At 72.0% G+C, this 21,393-nt stretch carries 15 protein-coding genes; 6 read left to right on the top strand and 9 right to left on the bottom strand.

Features of this window, described 5'->3' with window-relative positions:
* Positions 1–22 precede the first annotated feature (22 nt).
* Positions 23–1,372, bottom strand: coding sequence for a DUF1996 domain-containing protein (locus tag AB0M54_RS15020; RefSeq protein WP_364471505.1), 1,350 nt, complete (start codon positions 1,370–1,372; stop codon positions 23–25).
* 193 nt (positions 1,373–1,565) lie between these two features.
* Between AB0M54_RS15020 and AB0M54_RS15015 the strand changes: the two genes are divergently transcribed.
* Complete coding sequence (locus AB0M54_RS15015) at positions 1,566–3,299, top strand: BTAD domain-containing putative transcriptional regulator (protein ID WP_364321170.1); 1,734 nt, start codon at positions 1,566–1,568, stop codon at positions 3,297–3,299.
* A gap of 434 nt (positions 3,300–3,733) precedes the next feature.
* Complete coding sequence (locus AB0M54_RS15010) at positions 3,734–7,672, top strand: tetratricopeptide repeat protein (protein ID WP_364471503.1); 3,939 nt, start codon at positions 3,734–3,736, stop codon at positions 7,670–7,672.
* Between the two features lie 72 nt (positions 7,673–7,744).
* Here the strand turns inward: AB0M54_RS15010 and AB0M54_RS15005 are convergent, their stop codons facing one another.
* The 8 genes from AB0M54_RS15005 to AB0M54_RS14970 all read right to left on the bottom strand — a co-directional run bounded on the left by AB0M54_RS15005 (position 7,745) and on the right by AB0M54_RS14970 (position 16,490).
* Complete coding sequence (locus AB0M54_RS15005) at positions 7,745–9,874, bottom strand: hypothetical protein (protein ID WP_364471500.1); 2,130 nt, start codon at positions 9,872–9,874, stop codon at positions 7,745–7,747.
* Between the two features lie 87 nt (positions 9,875–9,961).
* A complete protein-coding gene (locus tag AB0M54_RS15000; RefSeq protein ID WP_364321179.1) occupies positions 9,962–11,131 on the bottom strand; it encodes a glycosyltransferase family 4 protein in 1,170 nt (389 codons plus the stop codon).
* Positions 11,132–11,184: 53 nt separating this feature from the next.
* On the bottom strand, positions 11,185–11,847 hold the full coding sequence (locus AB0M54_RS14995; RefSeq protein ID WP_364321182.1) for a response regulator transcription factor: 663 nt from the start codon (positions 11,845–11,847) through the stop codon (positions 11,185–11,187).
* A 3-nt stretch (positions 11,848–11,850) separates the two neighbouring features.
* A complete protein-coding gene (locus AB0M54_RS14990; protein ID WP_364471497.1) occupies positions 11,851–12,513 on the bottom strand; it encodes a class F sortase in 663 nt (220 codons plus the stop codon).
* Positions 12,510–13,163, bottom strand: a complete 654-nt coding sequence (locus AB0M54_RS14985; protein WP_364321188.1) for a DUF4142 domain-containing protein — start codon at positions 13,161–13,163, stop codon at positions 12,510–12,512. Before AB0M54_RS14985 ends, AB0M54_RS14990 begins: the two co-directional genes overlap by 4 nt.
* 92 nt (positions 13,164–13,255) lie before the next feature.
* On the bottom strand, positions 13,256–13,849 hold the full coding sequence (locus AB0M54_RS14980; protein ID WP_364321191.1) for a LuxR C-terminal-related transcriptional regulator: 594 nt from the start codon (positions 13,847–13,849) through the stop codon (positions 13,256–13,258).
* Complete coding sequence (locus tag AB0M54_RS14975) at positions 13,849–14,730, bottom strand: hypothetical protein (protein ID WP_364321194.1); 882 nt, start codon at positions 14,728–14,730, stop codon at positions 13,849–13,851. Before AB0M54_RS14975 ends, AB0M54_RS14980 begins: the two co-directional genes overlap by 1 nt.
* A 419-nt stretch (positions 14,731–15,149) precedes the next feature.
* Positions 15,150–16,490 carry a BTAD domain-containing putative transcriptional regulator gene (locus AB0M54_RS14970; RefSeq protein WP_364471494.1) on the bottom strand — a complete coding sequence of 447 codons (1,341 nt, stop codon included), beginning with the start codon at positions 16,488–16,490 and terminating at the stop codon, positions 15,150–15,152.
* Positions 16,491–16,561: 71 nt separating this feature from the next.
* On the opposite strand from AB0M54_RS14970, the gene AB0M54_RS14965 reads away from it, so the two are divergent.
* Genes AB0M54_RS14965 through AB0M54_RS14950 form a run of 4 tightly spaced genes read left to right on the top strand, consistent with a single transcriptional unit; the run spans position 16,562 to position 21,393 of the window.
* The gene (locus AB0M54_RS14965) at positions 16,562–17,221 is read left to right on the top strand and encodes a response regulator transcription factor (protein ID WP_364321316.1); all 660 of its coding nucleotides are present in this window, start codon (positions 16,562–16,564) and stop codon (positions 17,219–17,221) included.
* A complete protein-coding gene (locus AB0M54_RS14960) occupies positions 17,218–18,474 on the top strand; it encodes a HAMP domain-containing sensor histidine kinase (protein ID WP_364321200.1) in 1,257 nt (418 codons plus the stop codon). Before AB0M54_RS14965 ends, AB0M54_RS14960 begins: the two co-directional genes overlap by 4 nt.
* Positions 18,475–18,529: 55 nt before the next feature.
* Complete coding sequence (locus AB0M54_RS14955; protein ID WP_364471491.1) at positions 18,530–20,449, top strand: fibronectin type III domain-containing protein; 1,920 nt, start codon at positions 18,530–18,532, stop codon at positions 20,447–20,449.
* Positions 20,443–21,393, top strand: coding sequence for a MoxR family ATPase (locus tag AB0M54_RS14950; protein WP_364321206.1), 951 nt, complete (start codon positions 20,443–20,445; stop codon positions 21,391–21,393). Before AB0M54_RS14955 ends, AB0M54_RS14950 begins: the two co-directional genes overlap by 7 nt.

Raw genomic sequence — 21,393 nt, 5'->3', positions numbered from 1 at the left:
TTCCTCTTTCGTTGCCGGCAGGTCAGTAGTTGCCGGCGCTGTTGCACTTCGCGTTCTGGACGACGCAGTTCTTGACCCGCTGTCCCAGAGCCGCGTTGTCCCAGGCCATCCACGAGTCACCGTGCATCGAGGACGCCATGCCCGAGGCCAGGGTGAAACCCTGAGCACTGCCCGACGTCGGGTACGCGATCAGGAACGACACCGACGGGATGGCCACCGGGAACTGTCCCGAGCAGGTGCCGGTGTAGGTGTAGGCCACGTGCTCCTTGTGTGACGGGCTGTCCAGGTGCACGCCGTCCCAGCAGTCCGGGAAGACCAGCTGGAACATCAGCGTGGCGGTCGGCGCGCAGATCGGCCAGTTGCCGTCGGTGCTCCGGCCGATCTCGCCACCCGGCCCGGCGCAGTAGAACGCGTTCACCGACCCGGCCGGCGTCGGCACCTGCAGCCGCGCGTCCCCGGCGATGTACCGGAAGCCCTGCGGGAACGGCTTCGTCCGGGTCGGGTCGGGCAGCCGCGAGCCGTAGTAGACGACCACGTCGTTGGGCTCGATCACCCGGCCGCGGTCGGTCAGGCTGGGAATCCAGTACGCCGACAGGTCCTGACCCGGCCGGCAGGTGGTGCCGGCGTTCTGCAGGAGCGTCTGCGTGGTGGTGGCCGCGTTGGTCGAGGGGTTGCCGAGGAAGCTGTGCATGTGTGAGGCGCCCGGCATGTTCGGGAACACGATCGGGTCGTCCGGCCGGGAGTGGCTGTACGAGCAGGTGGCGTTGAACTCGGGCACGCGGACCGCGCCGCCCGGGATGGTGCGGTTGGGGATGGCGTCGAACTGGGCCAGCTGCTGCTGCCACACCCCCTGGTCCATCACCACCCAGCCGGCGCCGCCGGGCTGGCCGTCGCCGAACGAGAACCAGTTGATGTTGACGAAGTCGCCGCCACCGTTGCGGAGCAGGGCGAACACGGTCTGCGCCCCGGTCGGATGGCTGGCCACGGTGGCGCTGGCGGTGGCCCAGTTCTGCCAGCCGCCGGTGCCGGTGACCGAGAACGTGGTGAGCAGCGGGCCGGTGGCCGAGCCGGTGCGCAGCTCGATCGTGCCGCCGCCGGGCACCGACGCGACCCGGGCCTGGATGACCAGGTTGCCGGCCGCGCCGAGGTCGACGTTGTCGTACCGCATCCAGTCGCCGTTGGCGAGATAGGAGGCGTTCTGGCCGCCGCCGGTATCGGCGGTCTGCTCCAGGACGACACCGGACTGAGCGGCGTACGACTCGGCCTGGACCGTGCGGGTGGCCGCCGTCGCCGGGGCGGCGGCGGCGATCACGGTGACGCTCGCGACCAGGGTGGCCGCGAGCAGGGATCTGAGGAAGGGGGATGAACGCATGGGCTACCTCCGCGGGGAAACGGGTGCCGGGAGTATGCGTCACGGGGAAGCGCTTCCTCATCATCAACGCACGTCTATCCGCGTCATCTGAGGAAATCAACGGGAGACATGGGGAAGCGGTTACCCGGGCGAAAGGCTTCAGCCCGGGCACTGCCCTGCCGATCAGAGCACCGGGTTCGTCAGGAGGGGCGCCATGCGGGTGAGAGTGCTCGGCCGGCTCGACGTGGCCGGTGACGACGGCGTGAGCCTGCCCGCCGCCGGGCTGCCCCGACGTGCCCGTCAGGTCCTCAGCGTGCTCGCCGCCCGCTACGACCGGATCCAGTCCAAGGATGCGCTGGCCGACGCCGTCTGGGGCCGTGACCTGCCCGGCAACCACGTGGCCGCGCTCGAGCACTACGTCTCGGTGATCCGCCGCCGCCTCCAGCCGGACGGCACCGCGGCCACCCACTTCATCGTCACCCGGGCCGGCGGCTACCTCTTCGACACGTCCCGGGCCTGGCTCGACCTGGCCGACCTGCACCACCGGATCCGCGGGCTCGACCTGGTGCCCACCGGCTCGCCCGAGCGCCTCCCGCTCCAGCAGGAGATCACCGCCCTGGCCCACGAGCTGCCGTTCGCCGACGACCCGTACGCCGACTGGGCCGAACCGGTCCGCAACGAGGTCCGCGTCGCGCTGCAGAACGCCCACCTGGAGATCGCCGACGGGATCATGGACCGCGACCCGGCCCGGGCGCTACGCCTGTCCCTGGCCGCCATCGAACTCGACCCGTTCCTGGAGTCCGCCTACCAGATCGGCATGGTCGCCGCCGCCGCCCTCGGCCGCCCCGACGACGCGCTGCGCCTCTACGAGCGCTGCCGCAAGGCGCTGGACGACGAACTGGGCGTGGCGCCGTCCGCCCGGACCGCCGAGCTCCAGCGCAACGTGCTGCTCAGCCGGTCGGCCACGCCCTCGCCGCCGCCTTCGCCGCCTTCGCTGACGGGAGAATCCCGGAGCGCCCCCAACCCCGCACCGGAACAGAACCGGCAGCGCTTCCTCGGCCGGAACGCCGAGATCGAACTGCTGCTCAGCAACGACCAGGTCCCGGTCGTGCACCTGGTCGGGCCCAGTGGCGCCGGCAAGACCGCGCTGCTGGACGAGCTGCGCCGGCGAGCGCCGGAACGGGTCGGCATCGGGCACGGCCCGGCCTCGGCCGGCGCGCTCCGGCTCACCTGGCTGCACAGCGCCCTCGCCGACCTCGGCGTCCGCGGCGTCGTGCCGGCCACCGTCGAGGCGGCGATGGCCGAGCAGCGCGCGCTGCGCCGCGAGGAACTGGCCGCGGTCGCCGACACCCTGTGCGGGCCGGTGCCGCTGCTGATCGCGGTCGACGACGCCGCCGGGCTGGACGAGGTGAGCGTGGCCGAGCTGGCCTGGCTGGGCCGGCACTGCGCGCGGCTGCGGGTGGTGCTCACCTACCGCTACCCGTCGCAGATCCGCGAGCGGCCGATCGCCGGCCTGGGCAGTCCGCTGGTGCTGCGGCTGAGCCCGCTCACCGAACTCGACCTGGCGCCGCTCGACCCCAAGCTGATCGAGCGCACCGGCGGCGTCGCCGCCCTGGTCGCGGTGGCCGACCGGAGCCCCGCGGTGACCGCCGCGGTGGCCATGCAGGTCGCCCGGACCCGGACCGAGTGGATGCCGGAGCCCAGCTGGGAGGTGCTGCGGTTGTGCGCGGCGCTGGGCGAGCTGACCGTGGACGACCTGGCCCGGCTCACCGGCCGCCCGGTCACCGACGTGCTGGCCTGCATCGACCGCCTGATGCACGCGCACCTGCTGGCCGAGGACGCCGACGGCCACGTGCGCCACCGAAGCACCCTGATCCGCGACGCGGTGGCCGAGCAGGTCTCCAGCGCTTCCAGCCGCCACCTGCGTTCCCAGCTGACCATCCACTAGCGACCCATCGTCCCGCCCGCCGCCGCTCCCGCCGGCCTTCGTCCTCGCCGCCGCCCGGATACCGTCAGGCTCTACCACTGTTGCGGGGGTGAGCGGCGGCGGGGTTGAGTGGGCAGCGTGGGCGCCTGACAGCCCAGCTCGGCCCATGACCAGCGTGACGGCGGGGATGGAACCTTCCGCCTCCTTCGACACAGCCACGGCACGGGCCAGCGCGCCACATCGGCCGAGGTGCCTCAGGACCCAGCGGATTGCCGGCATCGGTTTCGGCTGTGCTGTGGTGTCGCGTCCGAGACCTGTCCGTCAGATGTAGGCGGTCGTTGGCGGCGATCTCGGGTTCACCGATTTGGGGGAGTGTGCTCGGATGATGGGTGGGTCCGGATCGGCGTGGTCAGGGTTCGGTGCCTGTCGGCGGGGTGGAGAGGCGGGCGGGTGGCGTGACCGGTCTGGTGGTGGACGAGGCAGGCTTCGAGGTGCTGGTCGGCACGGAGAGTGTCGGGCCTCGGCGGGTGCTGGGCGCGGCCGACGAGGCGCTGCTGTCGGACCTTGGTGTGCGTTACGTGCGGGCGGTGCAGTCGGGCGCCGATGATCATGTCTTTGTCGGGCTCGGCCGGGAGTTGTGGTCCTGGCTGGACGGTGACGAGGGACAGCTGACGGCTCTGGTCGATCGGGCTCCGTCGCCGCTGGTGTTCGAGGTGCGGGGGCCGCGGTCGCCGTCGGACCGGGCGTGGGCGGTGTTGCGGGCGCCGTTCGAGTTGCTGGCCCGGCCCGGTGGTGGGTTCCTCGCGGCGGACGCGTTCGTGCGGTTCTGTGTGGTGCGTCGGCTGGGTGTGGCGGAGCCGCCGCCGGCGCTGGATGGGTTCCGGCTGGGGTTGGCGTTCATGGCGTCGTCGCCGCGTCGGCAGCATGAGCTGGACTTCGAGGCCGAGGAAGCGGCGATCCTCAAGGCGGTCGACGACACCCGGGTTGATCTTGTGGTGGAGGACACCGGGAACCCGGTCGAGCTGGGCCGGCGGCTGGCCGACCTGGGCGGGATGCCGGTGGTGCACCTGTCCTGCCATGGGGTGAACAGCTTCTCGGCGCGGCCGGGCGGGGCGGGGGTGCCGGCGTTGATGATGGAGGACGAGGTCGGCGACGACCGGCCGACCACCACGGACGAGCTGGTCAGATTGCTGACCAAGGTGCCGCGGCTGCTGTTCGTGTCGGCGTGCCTGACCGCCACGGCGGCCGGGGCCGCTGGACATCTGCCTGCGGGTTCAGGGCGGCGGACCGGGACCGGCGATGGTGGTGACTCTGGTGAGCTGCTCGCGCACTCGATGGCCACCGGGTTGGTCTCGGCGGGTGTGCCGGCGGTGCTCGGCTGGGATGGTTCGGTCGACGATCTGGCGGCGACCACCTTCGCCGAGAACCTGTATCAGCAGCTCAGCAACCAGGCGGATCTCGCCGTCGCGGTCGGGGATGCCCGGCGGGCGTTGCTGGGGTCGTCGACGCGGCGGGTGCGGTCGGACTGGCATCTGGCCAGGTTGTGGTTCGGCCCGTCCGGCGGTGGCCCGGTGGTGGGCGGGACCGGGCGGCGGTCGCGGGTGTCGGCGGTGCATGGCACCAAGGTGTTCCTGGACCGTAAACAGCATGTGCCGGTCGCGGCGCCGGCCATGTTCGTCGGCCGCCGACCGGAGCTGCAGCGCGCGTTGCGGGCGTTGCGGTCGCCGGATCGGGCTGGGGTGCTGCTGCATGGGCAGGGCCGGCTGGGGAAGTCGAGTCTGGCCGCCCGGATCGCGGATCGTCGTCCGGATCTCGCGCCTGCGGTGGTCTTCGGTGATTACAGCGCGGCCGCGATCCTGGACGTGCTCGACGACGCGGTGCGTTCGAATCCGGAAGCCCGCGAACTGATCAAGCACCGGCGAGCGGAGGTTCGTGACCACCCGGAGGCTCTCGGCGAACTGCTGACCGACCTGCTGAGCGGACCGTGTGGGCAGGCGGCCGATGGTGGGCGCCCAGTGTTGTTGATCATCGACGATCTGGAGCGGATCTTGGTGGCCGATCCGGACGGACCGCATCGGGTCGGTCCGCGGCTGGCGCCGGTGCTGGCCGGGGTGGTGCGGGCGTTCGACCCGGCCGAGACCGACAGCCGTCTGCTGCTGACCAGCCGCTTCCAGTTCACCCTCAACAGTCTGGAAGATCGGCTGGAGCAGATCGCGCTGCGCCCGTTGTCGTCGGTCGCCCAGCGTAAGTTGCTGAACCGGCAGCAGGCGCAGGTCACGGTGAAGCAGCGGATCGAGCGGTTCGAGCTGGCCGAGCGGGCGGTCAAGGTCAGCCGGGGCAATCCGGGCTTGCAGGATCTGATCGGTCTCCGTCTGGTGTTGAGCGATCAGGTCACCGAGGACCGGGCCGAGGCCGCGGTCGCCGGTATGGAGTCATACCTCGACCGGGGTGCGCTGCCCGAGGAAGCCGAGGTTCGCGCCTTCCTGGAGAACCTGGCCCTGGACACGCTGCTGGAGCAGGCCGGCCCGGCCCATCGCGCGTTGTTGCGTGAGCTGACCCTGTTCGACCTGCCGGTGCCGGAGCCGGTAGTCGAGGTCCTGGCCGGGCGCACGGGTGGGTCGGCCGCTCGGCTGGTCGGTCTCGGGCTGGTCGACCTGTTTCCGGACGGCTTTGATCCGCAGCGGCCGGCGCTGGCCGCCAACGCCTTGGCGGCCGGACGTCTCGACCCTCTTGACGCGGCCGAGGCCGCCGAGCTGGCCGGCGCGGTTGTGAACCCGTTGTTCACCGCGTGGGGCGGAACCACGGCCAACCGCCGCCGCGACCTGGCTCTTGACCTGCAGCTGACCCGGATCGCCCTGCACGCCGACAACCCGGCCGTCACCGCCGCCTGCGCGGCCGCCGCCGTCGACGAACTACGCGCCGGCCCGGCAACTGACGCGTTCCGGCTCGGCCAACAGGCGATCAGCCTGCTGGACCGGCGTCAGCATCCGGTGCCGGTTCTCCTGCTACGGCGGGTCGCCGATGCCGCCACCACCAGCGGAGACGGTGGCACCGCCGGGGAGCTGTTCACCCGGGCGCTCCGGGAGGCGCAGGTCGATGATCCGCAGAAGGGTGACCCGCTCGAACAGGCACGCGTCATGGCCGAACATGCCACGTACCTGATCCGCCGCGGCGAACTGGACAATGCAAAACACCTGCTCCAGCAAGCCCACGAGCTGTTCGAGGCCGCAGGCTCCGAAACGGAAGCCGCAAGCTGCCAGGGAACCATCGCTGACATCCTCTATCAGCGCGGCGACTACGACGAAGCCCTGCGCATCCACCGTGAAGTCGAACTACCCGTCTACGAGCGGCTCGGCAACACCCGCGAGGCCGCGATGACCTGGAGCCAGATCGCCGACATCTTCTACCAGCGTGGTGACTACGACGAGGCCCTGCGCATCCATCGCGACGAATCGCTGCCGGTCTACGAGCGGCTCGGCAACACCCGCGAGGCGGCGATCACCTGGGGCCAGATCGCCGACATCCTCTACCAGCGTGGTGACTACGACGAAGCCTTGCGCATCCGCCGCGACGTGCAGCTGCCGGTCTACGAGCGGCTCGGCGACACCCGTGAGGCGGCGGTCAGCTGGGGCAAGATCGCCGACATCTTCTTCCAGCGTGGTGACTACGACGAAGCCTTGCGCATCCACCGCGAAGAGGCTCTACCGGCATGCGAGCGGCTCGGCGACACCCGCGGCTCGGCGATCACCTGGGGCAAGATCGCCGACATCTTCTTCCAGCGTGGTGACTACGACGAGGCCCTGCGCATCCACCGCGACGAGGCCCTGCCGGTCTTCGGGCTGCTCGGCGACACTCGCGAGGCGGCGATCACTCGGGGCCAGATCGCCGACATCCTCTACCAGCGTGGTGACTATGACGAGGCCCTGCACATCCACCGCGAAGAAGTCCTGCCGGCGTGTGAGCGGCTCGGCGACACCCGCGGGTCGGCGGTCACCTGGGGCAAGATCGCCAACATCCTCTATCAGCGCGGCGACTACGACGAAGCCGCCGCGCTACACACCAAGGGATTGCAGGCCTTCGAGGTCATGCGCGACCTGGACAACATCGCGTCAGCCCAATGGGGACTCGCCCAAGTCGAATTCGCTCGCGGAAACTACAACACCGCATTCCCTTTGCTCGTCGACTCGTTCCAGTCTTTCCAGCAACTCCAACGCCCTGACGGCATCGCCGCAGTAGGCAACATGCTGGGACAAGTCCTGCTCGCAGCTAAACAACCAGACCGAGCTGTCGCCGTCCTGAAGATCAGCCGCGAAGCCGCGGGGAAGATCGGCGAATCGTCGTTCGCCGCCCATCTCGATGAATTGATTGGTCAGTCAAAGCACCAGTCCGAGTAGTCATACGAGAGCTCTCACCTGGCGGTACAAATGAGGGGCGGGGATGCCCCCGCCCCTCAGTCGTTCAGTGCGTCAGTTGGTGACGGTTACCGCCTGGGCCAGCGCGATCGCGCCGGTCGAGGAGACCACGCTGACCGTGCGGATGGTGCCCGGCGCCGGGCCGGTGACCCGGACGCTCCACGCGCCGACGGCGTCGACCGTGGCCGCCGTGCCGATGGTGCGGCCGGTTAGCGTGCTGCCCAGGACCACCTGCACCCGCTGGCCGGCGAGCAGGCTGTTGGTGCCGGAGATCCGCCATTCGTTGTTGCCGGTGCGGTAGCGGGTGGTGATGCCGCCGGTGAAGTTGTCGGTGGACGGCCGCACGATGACCTGGTCGGTGGCGATGCCGGCGGGGTTGCGTACGGTCAGCTCCAAGGTGACCGGCGCGTTGTCGTAGGCGAATGCCGGGTTGGGGCCGGGTGTTGCCGGCAGCGCCTGCACCGGGTAGGTGAAGGTGGGGCGGGCGCTGGTCGCGCCGGTCAGGGTCACCGCGGGCCCGGACACCTGCCGCCACGAGTAGGTCTCGACCGCCTTGGAGCGGCTGCCGTCGAGGGCCACCGCCCGGCCGCGGACCACGGTCTGGTCGACGCCGGCGTCGGCCGTGGGGGTCTGCACGTCGATCACCTGCGTTGTCACCGTCACCGGGGGGCTGACGCCGCCGGGGCCGGTCACCACCAGGGTGAAGGCGTAGGTGCCGACCCCGGCGGGCACGAACGTCGCGGTCGCCTGGTCGGCGCCGGTGAGCGTCACCTCGGGGCCGGCGACCTGGGTCCAGGCGTACGAGTCGATCTGGCCCGTGGAACCGGTGCCGTCCAGCTGCACGTTCTGGCCGACCACGACCGGGTTGCCGGTGGTCGCCGCCGCGACGGGACGGTCGGGCAGGAACAGCCGCCCGGTGCCGGTCAGCATGGCCGTGGCCGAGCCGCCGCCCGAGGACCGCACCGTGATCGACGGCGGGGGCGCCTGCACGCCGGTGAACGGTGAGCCGGTGATCGGGCCGAAACCGTCGGCGGTGAGTACGCCGGGACTGGCGTCGCCGTCCGACGAGGTGGCGGCCACCTTCAGCCGGCCGTTGTCGGCGTTGTACTCGACGTCCGTGATGCGTACGACGTCGATCAGCTTCGCCGTCTTGTGCGCCACCGGCCGGTCGCTGTTGTTCACCACCTCGACGGTCGCGCCGTCCGGCACCGAGTTCGTCACCGGGAAGCGGCCGTAGTACCGGCCGTTCACGCCGCGCAGCCGGGTGCCGCGGAAGCCGAGCGCCGGGTTGCTGACGACCTCGACGGCCTGGCCGGGCTCGCTGGTGGCGAAGACCTCGATGAAGCCGGCGCCGTCCGCGTCGGTGGTGTACGTGGCCCGGTCGATGTCGACGCCGGCGTTGGTGGCCATCCGGCCCTGGACGCTGAACAGGTCGTTGAAGCCGACCTGGCCGATGACCCCGCCGGTGGCCGGGTCGAGCTGCTCGATCCGGACGAAGTTCGTGTTGTACGGGCTGCCGGTGATCTTGTGGTCGACGCCCGGGTCACCGGTGTAGCCCGCCGGGGCGGCCGGGAGCACGGCCGGGTCCCACTTCAGGAACGGGCCGATCCGGCTGTTCAGGGCCTGTCCGAAGGCGAGCGGCGTGGTGCCGATGTCCTCGGTCATGTTGACGCCCCGGTCGGTCGCCACGATGTCGTCGATGCCGTACGGGTGGGTGATCCGGAACCGCTGACCCTCCGGCGCGGCGAACCGGATGCGGACCCGGCCGAACACCATCTGGTCGCCGTCGACCACCTCCTCGCCGGCCCAGGCGCCCTCGAGGTCCATGCCGATCGTCGCGCGTACGCCGTTGGTCAGCGTCACCGTCGAGCCGGCCAGCTGGTAGAAGAACTCGCCGGGGAAGTTGTCCGGGTACGAGACCGGCTCGTCCGGGTTCGGCACCTCGTCCAGCAGCACCGGGCACAGCGGGTCGTCCGCGGTGACGCAGGCCTCCAGGCGGAGGTTGTCGCTGTCGCGGTACCAGGCCGGGAAGCCGTGTTCGGCAGTCGGGCCGACCTGCGCCAGCCTTCCGGTCCGCGGGGTGGACGGGGTGACGACGACGGCCGAGGCGGTGGTGGCGACCGGGGCGATGACCGCCACCATCACGCCGCAGGTGAGGCCGAGACGGCTGAGCGTTCTCCTCATGGGACTCCTATCGGGGTCAGCACAGAGGGGAAGATTCGGACACGCTCCAGTGGCCCGGCTCATGCCTTCCTGAATGAAAGCTGAGTGCTACCGATCTTTCGCCAGTTCCGCGAAGAAACGTTCCCAGTGGGCGGATACCGACGGCATCGAGAACGGCTCGCTGCTCGTCAACGCCGCGGCGCCCATGGCCCGCAGCCGCTCCGGGTCCTCGATCAGCTCGCACAGCGCCGCGGCCAGGGCGTCCACGTCCTCCGGGGGCACCAGGCGGCCGTTGACGCCGTCCTCGATGACCTCCCGCGGGCCGGTCGGGCAGTCGTACGCGACCGCCGGCAGCCCCTGGGTCATCGCCTCCAGCAGCACCATCGGCAGCCCCTCGAAGCGGGAGCTCAGAACGTAGATCGAGGCGGCGGCCAGCTCCTGGTCGAGCTTGCGGGTGATGCCGGGCATGCGTACCGAATCGCTCATCTCCAGCTCCTCGGCCCGGGCGATGAGCTTCTCGCGGTCGGGGCCGTTGCCGAAGATCGCCAGCCGCCACTCGGGGTGTTTGGCGTGCACCGCCGCCCACGCCTCGACCAGCAGGTCGAAGCCCTTCTGCCGGGAGAACCGGCCGGCCGCGACGACCACCTTGGCGTCCGGCGACGAACCGGGCTCGGCGGCCGGCGGGATGCCGTTGGGCACCTGCTCGAGCCGTACCCGGTCGCCCAGCGCGGCCCGCCAGTCGGCCAGGTCGTGCTGGGTCAGCACGGCGACCGCGTCCAGCCGGGGATAGCCGCGGACGAGTTCCTTGCGCAGCCTCGGCCGGTAGGTGCCCAGGTTCATGTGGTCCTGGCCGATCCGGATCAGCCGGCGCGGGGCGCCCCAGGCGGCGAGCAGGTTCAGGCCTGGCCGGGTGGTGATGAGCACGCCGTCCCGTTCGCGCCGGAAATACCGGATCACGGCCAGGTCGAGCATCGGATCGAAGCGCTTGAACCGGTAGTCCCGGCCGTGCGGCAGGAAGTTGCGGAGGCGACGGGTCTTGCGCCAGAAGCGCGAGTTCCCGCCGGGCGGGTCGGTGAAGCGGGAGCCGTCGTCGCGCAGGCCGGTCAGCGAGACCAGGTTCACCCTCGGGTCGATGGCGAACACCGGCTGCGCCCGGGTCTGCAGCACGCTGGCAATCTCGACGTCGTGCTCGGCGCACAGGGCGTTGGCCTGATTGATGACCGTGCGAATGGTTCCGCCGGCGCCGTAGGCGTTGTTGAGCACGTACCGAATTCTCACCGGCCACACGATAGCGGCCAGATGCACAGCCGGTTGACCGCGGCCGAGCGCGCTCAATTCGCCCGGATCAGGTAGCCGACGCCTCGCACCGTGTGCAGCACGGCCGGCTTGCCGAGCTTGCCGCGCAGCTGGGCGACCAGCACGTCGAGCACGTTCGAGGCCGGCGGCACCAGCTCGTCCCAGGCCGCGGCGATCAGCACGGCCCGCGGCACCGGCCGACCGGCCGCCCGCACGAGACGTTCCAGGACCACGAACTGCTTCGCGGTCAACGTCAGCGGGCGGCCGTCGCGGCTGGCCTCGTACCGCTCGGGGTCGATCTCGATGCCCGCGAACCGCACTGTGACCGGCGCCGGGCGGTCACCCGCCCACCGGCACAGCTTGCGCACCCGGACCACCAGCTCGGCCGTCGCGAACGGCTTGCTCAGGTAGTCGTCGCCCCAGGCGAGGCCCTCGACCCGGTCGGTGGTGTCGCCGCGTCCGGTGAGGAACAACACCGGCACGGTCCACCCGTCCCGCCGGCGCCGCGCCACGTAGTCGAGCGAGTCGCCGGTCGGCAGCATCCGGTCGAAGACCGCGCAGTCGTACACGTTCACGCTCAGGGCCAGATCGACCTCGGGCAGGTCACCGGCGGTGTCCACAGCGAAACCGGCGACACGCAACGAGGAGTCGACAGCGATCCGGAGATTCTCGTCGTCCTCGGTGACCAGTACCCGCACGCTCTACATATTGCCGGTTCCCAGCGGTTCCGCATAAACCACGACGTTGTGGCTGTACACGCCGTTGTGGAAGGTGCCGCCGCAGGTGATCAGGACCAGCCGCGGCGAGGAGTCGGTCCGGTAGAGATCCGCGGGCAGCCGCTGTTTGACGTAGCTGCGCCGGGCCACCGCGCGGTACGTGATCACCCGGTCGCCGGCGCGGACGTCGATGCGGGCGCCCATGCTGAGCCTCTCCAGCCGGAACAGCGCGCCGGCGCCGTCCCGGGCGGTGTCGACGTGGCCGGCGAGCAGGACGGTGCCCTTCGGCGTGCCCGGCGCCGCGGAACCGATCCACCAGCCCAGCCGATCGGGATCCTCGGGCACGGCCAGCGAGCGGTCCGGGCGTACCCCCGCGGGATCGACCGGCGCGTCCACCCGCAACGCGCCGATCGTCACCCGGGTGGGCACCGCCCAGGCCGGTGCACTCTTTCCGGACCTGTTCCCGGGAACGGGCCCGGAAACAGGCCCGGGCGCGGCCTCCGACGGCGTGCTCAGTCGTAGCGCCGGAGGTGGGCCCACGGCGGCCGGCGGACGGCTCGACTCGACACCGAGCCGAACGCCGCCGGCCACCGTGAGCAGTCCGGCCGCCAGAGCCGTCCAGCCGGCCAGGCGCCGGTTCACGGTCATCGGTAGGCGGGCCGGCGCCGCAGCAGCAGGGCCGCGGCGCAGACGAGCAGCACCAGGCCGCCGCCGACCAGCCCGAAGACCGGGGCGGTGAACCAGTCGCTCGCCGCCGCCCCGCCGGTCCCGGTGCCGATCGTGTCGGGAACGCCCAGCTCACGGGCGGCGCCGGAGAGCGCGTCATGATGTGAGGCGATCACCGGAGCGGCGTCCTGGGCGACCTTCTTCGCCTGGGCGTCGCTGCCGCGGGCGATCTCGGTACGCCCGGCCGCCATGGCCGCCATGTGCGCTTCCATCTGGGTGGACACGAAGAGCGCGTCGAAGTCGTCGCCGGACGTGGCCGCGTACCGCTTGGCGACCGCCTGCTGCTTCGAGTTGGGTGTGGACGGCAGGTCGACCCCGAGCGCCTCGGCGGCCTCCCGCACGGCGGCGTCGAGCTTCGTGTGGTCGGTGACGAAGCGTTCCCCGAGGTCCTTGACCTCCTGGCTGGCGCCCTTCTGCTGGGCCAGCTTGCCACCGGCGATCTCCGCGAGGTTGGACTGGTGTGCCGACTTCAGGAAGGCGGTGTCCTGGTCGGAGGGAGCGGCCTGGGCGGCGGCGGGCTGCAGGAGCAGCAGTCCGGCCACGCCCAGGGCCGCGGCGACACGCTTGAACATGATGGTTGTCCTTTCATCCGTCTCTGACGCGGGGCGCATACCCATGGCCTCCGGGGTCATGCCAGAAAGGACGCAGAAATCGACGCAACTTGTCAGGCGGTCCGCGCGAGCAGGCCGCGGTCGGCCGCCTTGAGACCCGCCTGGAACCGGCTGCGGGCGCCCAGGCGGATCATGATCGCCGCCATCATCCGGCGGACAGTCCGCACCGAGATCCCCAGGCGGGCCGCCGCCGACTCGTCGGTGCAGCCCGCGCTCAGCAACGCGAGCAGCTCGCGCTCCCGGACGTTCAGCCCGGCGCCGTTGGTCACCTCGCACGGGGTCAGCGGGGCGGCCGACGCCCACAGCTGCTCGAACAGCGCCACCACCGTGCCGACCACGCTGGGCAGGCGCACCATCGCCCCCGGCAGCATGGCCAGCGCACCGTCCACAACGGTCGCTTCGGTGGGAACGACCGGCACCGTGCGTACCTCGGCCCCAGCCGGAGCGAGCCGTCCCAACCGCAACGCCAGCACGGGGTTGTCCCGCACCGCGTCCGGCAGCAGAATCCGGTAGCGCACACCGCGCCGCAGGTTGTCGTGGTCGGCCCGCCGCAGCGGCGCGCTCCGGTCGAGCGCCACCAGCACCTCACGGGTGGCCGTGGCCAGCGCCGCGTCGATTCCGGCGTGGGGCATGACGTGGACGGTCATCAGAGCAGTCCTCCGATCGGCAGCGAGGCGAGGACGGCGGGTCCGTGCCGCCCGTCCAGCCTTTCCAGGCTTGTGACTTCGGTCATCCGGCGCGCGGCGCGTTCCGCGGCCCGGGCTTCGGGGGCGGCGACCCGGACGACCCCGGTGCCGTCCGGCCGCAACGCGACCGTGACCGCGGCCTCCCGCCCCTCCGCGAGCAGCCGTTCCATCACGGCGAGGCTGCCGTTCGCCAGGCGGAACGTGATCTGGGTGATCGACCCCGACCGCCAGTGCCGCCAGGTCTCCCGCGACGGCCCGGCATGCGCCAGCCCGCGCACGGCCGCCTCGACCTCCCGCCCCGTCAGCAGCGCGAACTCCTTGCGCACCCGCCGGACCACGTTGTCGAGCGGAACGCGCAGCTGCTCGTCCGTGGCGGTCTCGGCATCGCGGCGCACGGTGATCGCGAGCCAGGCGCCCGGCCCCGCTTGACGCGGGCCGCGATGACCGATCAGCTGCAGATCGGCGCCGGCTTCGAGGGTGGGAAAGGCGAATTCAGATGTACGCACGACGACCGTCATGCCTTCCGCTGAGACGAGCACGCCGGCCGAGGTGAGCGTGGAGTCCCGGGGGAGCGGCAGGTGCTCGCCGGGCCACTCCTTCGACCGGGCCGCGAAGGCCAGCCACCGGACGGCGACCGTGGAGAGCCACTCGCCGCGCATCCGGCCGGCGCTCAGCCCAAGCGTGAGCGCGGCCAGCGTGCCGAAGGCGACGGCGCCGGCCGGACCCTGTCCCGTGGCGACGAAGGCGAGCACGAACGCGACCTGCCACGCGGCGATCCGCAACACCGGCAACGCAGCCAGCCGCCGAGCGCCGGCCGTCGCCTCGGGCGCCGGTGTCGTCACGCGCTCGCGTGTGGCCGGCAGGTCACGTGGCGTCGTGCGATTCCGCGGGGTCGCCCGGTCCAGGGGTGCCGTGTGGTCGCGTGGCAGCGTCCAGTCGCGTGGGTCCGTGCGGTCCTGTGGCGACGGCGAAAGAAGTCGATCTTGGCGGCCGCCGCCTCCCCCGCCCGGGTCACTGGGTGGGCCGGAAGGTAGCCGCGGGGTACGACGATTTTCGTCGGCTGTCCACAGGCGCGGCGGAGCAGTCGCTCCTGTGGACGGGGCGGCCGGCGACGTGGCAGCTCCGAGCGTTGCCGGAGGCGGCGACGTGGCAGCTCCGAGTGTGGCAGGAGCCGACCGCGTGGCAGTTTCGGGCGCGGCGGGAGCCGGCGGCTCAGGTGCGGCCGGACGGCGGGCCGCCGTCACCACAAAACGGGCCGTTGTCATACCGCCGCCCTCCGCTGCATCGCCGGGGCGGTCGCCGCGAGCAGCAGCGCGCCCGGGTTGCCCCGCCCGGCCGCGATCCCGGCCGGATTCGGGTGGGTGGCCGACGCCGCCGCGTAGAGCGACTTCGCCGCCGTGGGGCTGAGCGGATGCAGCGGGATGCGGGTGGCGCCGTCGAGGTGGCCGGCCAGGGATCGGGCCGTGACCAGGGTCAGGCTGCCCGGTGTGGCGGGGAGCAGCGGCCACACCTGGTCCCTGGTCAGGGCGTCGTCGAGGACCAGCAGGATGCGCCGGCCGGCCACCGACGAGCGCCACAGGGAGGCCCGCTCGTCGAGGTCGGGCGGGATCCGGAGGCGGGACAGGCCGAGGCCGCGGAGCAGCCGGTCGAGCAGGGCGCCGGCCGGCTGTCGCATGTGGATGAAGAACTGGCCGTCGGGGAAGTTCGGGGCCAGCTGGTGGGCAGCATGCACGGCCAGGGCGGTCTTGCCGATGCCGGGTGGGCCGGTGAGCAGGACGAGGGGGGCGGGGGCGGTCGCGGCCCGGCGGATGTGGGCGATCTCCGGCGCCCGGCCGATCAGGCGCACGTCGCGCGGCAGTTCGCGTCGGGGTGAGACGTCGGTCAGGGGCGGGGCGAGCGAGTGGGACGCCGCGGCCAGGACCGGGCCCGGTGTCACGCCGAGCTCGCTCCGCAGGATCTCGGCGGCGCGGCGGGCGGCCAGCAGCGCCTCGGTCCGCTGGCCGGCGGCGGTCAGCGCGCGGACCAGCAGCGCCCAGGCCGGTTCGCGGAGCGGGGCCTCGGACGTGACTTCGCGCAGCGTACCCACCGCGTTGGTGTGGTCGCCCAGCTCGAGCTGCACCTCGGCGAGCTGTTCGCTCAGCTCGAGCCGCAGCTCGGTCAGGGCGAGCGCCGCCGACGCCGCCGGCTCGACACCGCAGTAGGGGCGGCCGCGCCACAGCGACAGCGCCTCGCGGAGCAGCGGGAGCCGGGCCGGCGGCGGAGCGGCGAGGGCGGAGGCGCCGAGCGAGCGGGCCCGGTCGGCGTCCACCTCGCCGGGGGCGACCCGCAGCCGGTAGGCGTCGGCGCGGCGGTCGATGCGGCCGGCACCGTCCAGATCGGGCAGCAGGCGGCGGAGCTGCCACACGTACGTCTTCAGGTTGGCCGACGCCGACGCGGGCATGGCCGCTCCCGGCCAGGTCGCCTCGGCGAGCTGATCCACCGTGACCCACGCGTTAGGCTGCTGCAGCAGCGTGGCCAGCACGGTCGCCGGTTTGCCCGCGCCGAGCTGATGCACCGCCGCGGGCGTGTGCAGCTCGATCGGACCGAGGATGCGAAACAGCATGGGGCTACCATCCGCCGGCGCGCATGAAGTTCCGATGACACATCCCAGGGGAGGCGCGGCGGGTGCGGGTGATGGTGGTCGAGGACGACGACGACCTGCGGCTGGCGGTGACGACCGAGCTGGCCGGGGCCGGTCTGGAGGTGGCGCAGGCGGGGGACATCGCCGCCGCGGACGAGATCCTCTCGCGCCAGGGAACGGACTGCGTCGTGTTCGACCGGATGCTGCCGGACGGTGACGCGATCAACTACGTGCACCGGCGGCGGCAGGAGGGGTGGGCCGTCCCGGTGCTGTTCCTGACCGCCCGGGACACGATCGCCGACCTGGTGGCGGGCTTCGAGCACGGTGGCGACGACTATCTGGTCAAGCCGTTCGCGGTGGCCGAGATGACGGCCCGGGTGCTGACCCTGTGCCGCCGTGGGGGCTCGGGCCGGCCGTCGGTGCTGCGGCACGCCGACCTGGAGCTCGACTCGGCCCGCCGGCAGGTGCGCCGGGCCGGTGTCCTGCTCGGGCTGACCAGCAAGGAGTACGCCGTCCTGGAGTTCCTGATGAGCCGGGCCGGGTCGGCGGTGAGCCGGACCGATCTGATCGAGCACTGCTGGGACGCCAACGCCGACCCGATGTCGAACGTGGTCGACGTGGTGATCAAGCGGCTGCGCGGGAAGCTCGGCGAGCCGGAGCTGCTGCACACCGTACGCGGGCGGGGTTATCGGATCGGGGGTGACGCCCCGTGACCGGCGCGTCGGTGCTGGACCAGTTGCGCGGGCTGCCCGGCCGGCTCGCCCTGTGGGTGACGCTGATCTGCGCGGTGGGCTATCTGATCTGCGCCGCGTTGCTGGTCCGGTCGGACACCGAGCTGCGCGAGATCCGGATGGACGGCCTGCTCAGCCGGGTCACCGGCAGCGTGTCGCGGCTGGTGCACGACAACGAGGACGGCACGGTCGACACCCAGTCGCTGCCCGATGACCCGCTGAGCGAGAACTGCCCGGAGTTCGCGGTGCTGCCCGGTCCCACCGAGACGTTCACCGCCTTCCGGAGCGAGCGCGACTGTGTGCCGGTGCCCGACGAGGTCATGCAGCGCCTGGCCCGGGCGGCGGTGGCGACCGGCCGGATCCAGACGGGCTACGAGACCGTCGACGGCCGGCTGATCCGGGTGTACGCCGAGCCGTTCCGCTTCAAGACCGGCAAGTATGCCGGCGCCGTGGTCGCCATGTGGGACCCGTCGGCCGAGCTGGCCGAGCACCGGGAGCTGACCCTCTATCTGCTCGGCGGCGGCATCCTGCTGCTGGGCGGCGTCGGGGTCGCGTCGTTCCTGCTGGCGACCCGGGCGATCCGGCCGGCCGCGGTGGCCCTGGAGCAGCAGGAGGCGTTGCTGGCCGACACCGCGCACGATCTGCGTACGCCCACCGCGGCCCTGCGCGCCCTGGCCGAGGCCGCGGTGGCCAACCCGCAGGACCGCGCCGAGCTGCTGCCCCGGACGGTCGAGCTGGCCCGCCGGATGGGCACCATCGTCGAGGGGGTGCTGATGCGCGCCCGGCTGGCGGCCGGTGTGGAGCCGATGGTGATCGAGCCGGTGTGGCTGGACCAGCTGGTCGCGGCCGTGGTCGAGGAGACGCCGACCGGCGAGGCCACGGTCACGGTGACCACGGCGCCGACCAAGGTGCGGGCCGACGCGGGCCTGATGCAGCGGGCGGTGGGCAACCTGCTGGAGAACGCGCTGCGGCACGGCCGGGTCGAGGGCAAGCCGGCGGTCGTCCAGGTGACCGTGGCCGGTGGCCGGGTGATCGTGGCCGACCAGGGTCCGGGCATCGATCCGGCGATGGCCAAGGAGACGTTCGAGCGGTTCAAGAGCCACGGCGGGTCGAACGGGCTGGGTCTGGCCATCGTGCGCTGGGTGGCCCAGTCGCACGGTGGCACGCTGCGGGTCTTCAACGCCGACCGGGGCGGGGCGATCTTCGAGTTGTCGTTGCCCACGACCGGTGATTGACCGTGATGTATCCGTAATGGACCGATCATGTACACCTTCTTCTATGCTCGCGAGAGTGACGAGCCGACTTCTTCGCGTGTTGCGGCCGCGCCGTGGTGGGCGCCTGCCGCTGATCCTGCTCGCCCTCGTCGTGGCGGCCGGGGTGACCGCGGCCGTCACCGACGCCTCCGCCTCCTCCGGCGGCCTCCGGTTCGCCCAGCTCGGGCACTGGATCGCCCAGCCCAAGGAGAACACGGTCTTCCACGTGAACGGCAACGGCGCGGTGGACGCCAAGTTCCGGGCGGAAGGCATGGACTCCGAAGACACCCAGGTGGTCCAGGGCGACACGGCCGGGTACGTGCTCGGCGGCAACCGCGCCGTGCGCTTCGGCAAGTCCACGCTCGAGGTCGAAGAGGGCTACAAGCTGCAGGCCCCGGCTAACGGCGAGGAGCCGGTGGCGCTGGAGGCCAAGGGCGGCCCCTACTACGTCTATCCGGAGCAGGGGCGGATCGTCCGCTTCGGTGGCGACGACCCGGTCACCATCCCGGCCGGTCCCGGCGGTCCGCTCGGCACCCCCGTGGTCACCCCGGACGGCACCCTGTGGCTTCAGCACCGCGACTCGAACGGGCTGTGTCTGCTGACGCCGGAGGCGGAGCAGGTGGATTGCCGGGCGAGCGCGCCGGCCGGACACGCCGGCTCGCTGACCGTGGTCGGCAAGCAGGCCGTCTTCGTGGACACCGACGCCGACACGTTCACCCCGGTCGACGGCAACGGGCTGGGCCGCCCGGTCCGGATCGGCCGCGACCTGCCCGCCGACGCCAAGATCGCGACGGCTGACATGTCCGGCCGGGTGGCCGTGCTCGATCCGGGCGCCAGTCAGATGCACATCGTCGACGCCACCGGCCTCGGCCAGGGCCGGGTGTCGGCCGACATCTCGGTGACGCTGCCGCCGGGCAAGTACGAGACGCCGGTCGCGGGGCGCGACGCGGTGGTCCTGCTCGACAACCAGGGCAAATCGGTCCGCACGTTCGACCGGGACGGCCGGCAGCAGCGTGAGGGCCTCCTGCCGAAGGACAAGCAGACGACCCGGCTGTCCCGCGGCGAGGACCAGCGGGTGTACGTCGAGGGCAGCCAGGGCGACCAGGTGTACGTGGTCGGCGACCGCGGCCGGCTCGACAAGGTGACGCCGCCCGCCCCGGCCGGCAAGGACGACCGGCGGCCGGTGCCGCCGCCGGGCGAGACGACCCCGCCGGCCAACCCCGGCCCGACGGTGAACGGGCCGACGCAGCAGTCCGCCAACCGGCCGCGCAACCAGGGCACCACGACGACGCCGCCGAACCGTCCGACCGGGCGGACGCAGAACCAGGCGCCGGCCGACCCACCGCCGAACCGGCCGACGCCGCAGAGGACGACCACCACCAACCCGCCGTCACCACCGGGCCTGCCGCCGGGGCTGCGGGCCACGGTGTCCGGCGGGAACATCCGGGTGTCCTGGGGGGCGGCGAAGGAGAACGGCTCGGCCGTCACCGGTTATCGGGTGACCTGGTCGGGCGGGTCGAGCGGCAGCCGCACGGTCGGCCGGAACACCCGGTCGACCACGCTCAGCGGGCTGACCCGGGCCAAGAATTACAAGATCACGGTGGCGGCGCAGAACGCGGCCGGGCGCGGGACGGCCGCCTCGACGAGGGTGCTGCTGCCGGCCGCCGCCACGTCGAGATCGGTGAGGGTGTCGCGGGGCGGGGGGACCACACACAGCCCCGACTGCAATCGGCCCGACTGCGCCTGGATCAAGACCGAGATCCGAGGTTTCCCGCCCAACTCCAGCATGGACATCGACATCTACTCGTCGAGGTGGGGAAGATTCAACGGCGTCAAGCTGACGACGAATGAGAAGGGCTATCTGATGGTGGACGACCGTTTCGCGTACAACGGTTCGGGCGGAACGATCTGGGCGACCGTCAACGGCGTCTCCTCCAACCGCCTCTCGTCGTGGTAGCGGCGAGCGCCGCCGAGATCGCCGCGGCGATCTCGGCCAACGTCCGTGAGGTCATCAAGGGCAAGGACGAGCTGGTCCGGCTGGCCGTGGCCGGGCTGCTGGCCGAGGGGCACCTGCTCATCGAGGACGTTCCCGGCCTGGGCAAGACCACGCTGGCCCGGGCGATGGCGCGCAGCATCGGCGGCAAGTGGAGCCGGATCCAGTTCACCCCCGACCTGCTGCCCAGCGACATCACCGGGGTGACCGTCTACCGCCAGCGGGAGGAGACGTTCGCCTTCCACCCGGGCGCGGTGTTCGCCAACGTGGTGGTGGCCGACGAGATCAACCGCGGCACCCCCAAGACCCAGTCGGCGCTGCTCGAGGTGCTGGAGGAGCGGCGGGTCACGGTGGACGGCGAGTCGCACGAGGTGCCGCGCCCGTTCCTGGTCGTCGCCACCCAGAACCCGATCGAGCTGGAAGGCACCTACCGCCTGCCCGAGGCCCAGCTCGACCGCTTCCTGATGCGGCTGTCGGTGGGCTATCCCGACCGCGAGTCCGAGGTGGGCGTGGTGCTGGGCAGCGCGGCGGGCGCGAGCGCCGACGACCTCTCGGCGGTCGTCGACACGGCCGCGCTGCGGAAGGCGATCGATGAGGTACGCGGACAGCACGTCGACCCGGCGGTGGCCGACTACGCCGTACGCCTCTCCGAAGCCACCCGCGACCACGCCGCCCTGCGCTACGGCGCCAGCGTCCGGGGCAGCATCGCGCTGGTCCGGGCGGCTCGGGCGATCGCCGCGATCGACGGCCGCAGCTATGTCACCCCGGACGACATCAAGGACGTGGCCGTGCCGGTGCTGGGCCACCGCCTGATCCGCACCGCCGAGGCCGAGCTCAACCTGCGCAGCACCGACGGAATCGTGGCCGAGGTGCTGGCCGCGGTGCCGGTGCCGACCGCGAGCGCCTGA

The sequence above is a fragment of the Actinoplanes sp. NPDC051470 genome (assembly GCF_040682035.1).
Taxonomy (GTDB): Bacteria; Actinomycetota; Actinomycetes; order Mycobacteriales; family Micromonosporaceae; genus Actinoplanes.
Note: the sequence above shows the minus strand (reverse complement) of the source record. Positions and strands in the feature narration are given on the sequence as shown.

Excerpts from the sequence above, each read along its gene's own strand:
- AB0M54_RS14990 (WP_364471497.1), bottom strand. The coding sequence starts at position 12,513 with ATGACCGTGAACCGGCGCCTGGCCGGCTGGACGGCTCTGGCGGCCGGA.
- AB0M54_RS15015 (WP_364321170.1), top strand. The coding sequence starts at position 1,566 with ATGCGGGTGAGAGTGCTCGGCCGGCTCGACGTGGCCGGTGACGACGGC.
- AB0M54_RS15020 (WP_364471505.1), bottom strand. The coding sequence starts at position 1,372 with ATGCGTTCATCCCCCTTCCTCAGATCCCTGCTCGCGGCCACCCTGGTC.
- AB0M54_RS14970 (WP_364471494.1), bottom strand. The coding sequence starts at position 16,490 with ATGCTGTTTCGCATCCTCGGTCCGATCGAGCTGCACACGCCCGCGGCG.
- AB0M54_RS14980 (WP_364321191.1), bottom strand. The coding sequence starts at position 13,849 with ATGACCGTCCACGTCATGCCCCACGCCGGAATCGACGCGGCGCTGGCC.
- AB0M54_RS14985 (WP_364321188.1), bottom strand. The coding sequence starts at position 13,163 with ATGTTCAAGCGTGTCGCCGCGGCCCTGGGCGTGGCCGGACTGCTGCTC.
- AB0M54_RS15005 (WP_364471500.1), bottom strand. The coding sequence starts at position 9,874 with ATGAGGAGAACGCTCAGCCGTCTCGGCCTCACCTGCGGCGTGATGGTG.
- AB0M54_RS14965 (WP_364321316.1), top strand. The coding sequence starts at position 16,562 with ATGGTGGTCGAGGACGACGACGACCTGCGGCTGGCGGTGACGACCGAG.